A 1647-nucleotide genomic window follows, 5' to 3' on the forward strand; every position below is an offset into this window, starting at 1 on the left:
CCGACGCTCAGGCCGCCCAGACCGTGCGCGCCGCGGGCGCGGTGCCGCACACCGCGGAGGCGGCCGGGATCACCAGCGCGCCGCACTGCGGTCGGAAGCCGCGCATGCGAAGCGCTGGCCGCCCTCCCGGTCCGGTACGTTGCTGGGCGTTCCCAGCACACGAGGAGAGGGCCGGGCATGGCTGTTGACGCGGCGGGGATCGACATCGCCTCCCTGGTCCTGCGGGTGTCCGTCGGCGGCACGCTGATCGCGCACGGGTGGAACCACGCGTTCGGCGGCGGGAGGATCGAGGGCACGGCGGGCTGGTTCGAGTCGATGGGGCTGCGGCCGGGCCGCCTGCACGCGCTGATGGCGACCGGCACCGAGCTGGGCGCGGGCGTCCTGCTGCTGCTCGGGCTCCTCACGCCGCTGGCGGCGGCGGGCGCGGTGGGCACGATGGCCGTCGCGTTCGTCACCGCGCACCTGCGCAACGGCTTCTTCATCTTCCGCCCCGGCCAGGGCTACGAGTACGTGGTCATGATCATGATGGTGGCGTGCGCGGTGGGCGCGCTCGGCGGCGGCGCGGCGTCCCTGGACCGCGTCCTCGGAATCGACGGGGACCTGGCGGGCTGGACGGGCCTGGCCGTCACCGCCCTCGCCGGCGGGATCGGCGCCGCCCTCCTGCTGGCCGCCTTCTGGCGGCCCGGCACGCGCTCCGCCGGGACGCCGGGGGACTGACCGGCCCAGCCCGACAGGCCGGCCCGCGCCCGGGTCGGATAACGTCGCGAGCGTGCGACCCTCGATCTCCGAAGAGCCCGAAGGGCGGCTGGAGTCCCTCCACTCCGTCCTGGAGCTGCTGGACCTGGAAGAGCTCGACCGGGACCTCTACCGGGGAGCGCTCGTCTTCGACGACCCCTACCCCCTGTACGGCGGGCAGGTCGCGGCGCAGGCGCTGCGCGCGGCGGGCGGCACCGTCCCCGAGGGGCGGCTGCCGCACTCGCTGCACGGGTACTTCCTGCGCGGCGGCGACGCGGCGCGGCCGACGATCTTCCGGGTGGACCGGGACCGCGACGGCCGCTCGTTCTCGGCGCGCCGCGTGGTGGCGCTCCAGGGCGGCGAGGTCATCTTCAACATGTCGGTGTCGTTCCAGCGGCCCGCCGACGACGAGGACCGGCAGGTGCACCCGGCGCCGCGGGTCCCCGGGCCGGACGGCCTCCCGGCCTCCCCGGTCCCGCGGCTGTTCTCCATGGAGAGCCGCGTGCCGCCGCAGCCCTACGAGGCGGCCGACTTCCCGACGCGGCTGTGGTCGCGCTGCACCGCGCCGCTCCCGGACGACGACCTGCTCCACGCCTGCGTGCTGACGTACCTGTCCGACATCTCCAGCGGGCTGATCGCGCTGCACGACGGCGCGGCCCGGTCGGGGTCCAGCCTGGACCACGCCGTCTGGTTCCACCGGCCGGTCCGGATGGACGACTGGGTGCTGATGGACCTCGTCCCGCAGACGGTCGCCGCCGGGCGCGGCTGGTACACCGGAACGATCCACACCCGGGACGGCGTGCTCGTCGCCAGCCTCACCCAGGAGACCCTCTTCCGCACGCCGCGCCCCTCGGCAGATAGCCGCGTGGCCGGAGATCGCGGAGGACGTCGGGCTCGCCGGTTCACGCGCGC

General features: G+C 75.5%; 2 protein-coding genes. Both read left to right on the plus strand.

Going from position 1 to position 1647, the window contains the following annotated elements:
* Positions 1-177 precede the first annotated feature (177 nt).
* Complete coding sequence (locus tag AB0C69_RS42110; RefSeq protein ID WP_345183790.1) at positions 178-717, plus strand: DoxX family protein; 540 nt, start codon at positions 178-180, stop codon at positions 715-717.
* Positions 718-769: 52 nt separating this feature from the next.
* Positions 770-1647 (plus strand): acyl-CoA thioesterase domain-containing protein (locus tag AB0C69_RS42115; RefSeq protein ID WP_360362513.1); only part of this gene is annotated, 878 nt, incomplete at its 3' end.

This window comes from Actinomadura sp. NPDC048032, assembly GCF_040653175.1.
In the GTDB taxonomy this organism is placed as follows: Bacteria; Actinomycetota; Actinomycetes; order Streptosporangiales; family Streptosporangiaceae; genus Spirillospora; species Spirillospora verrucosospora.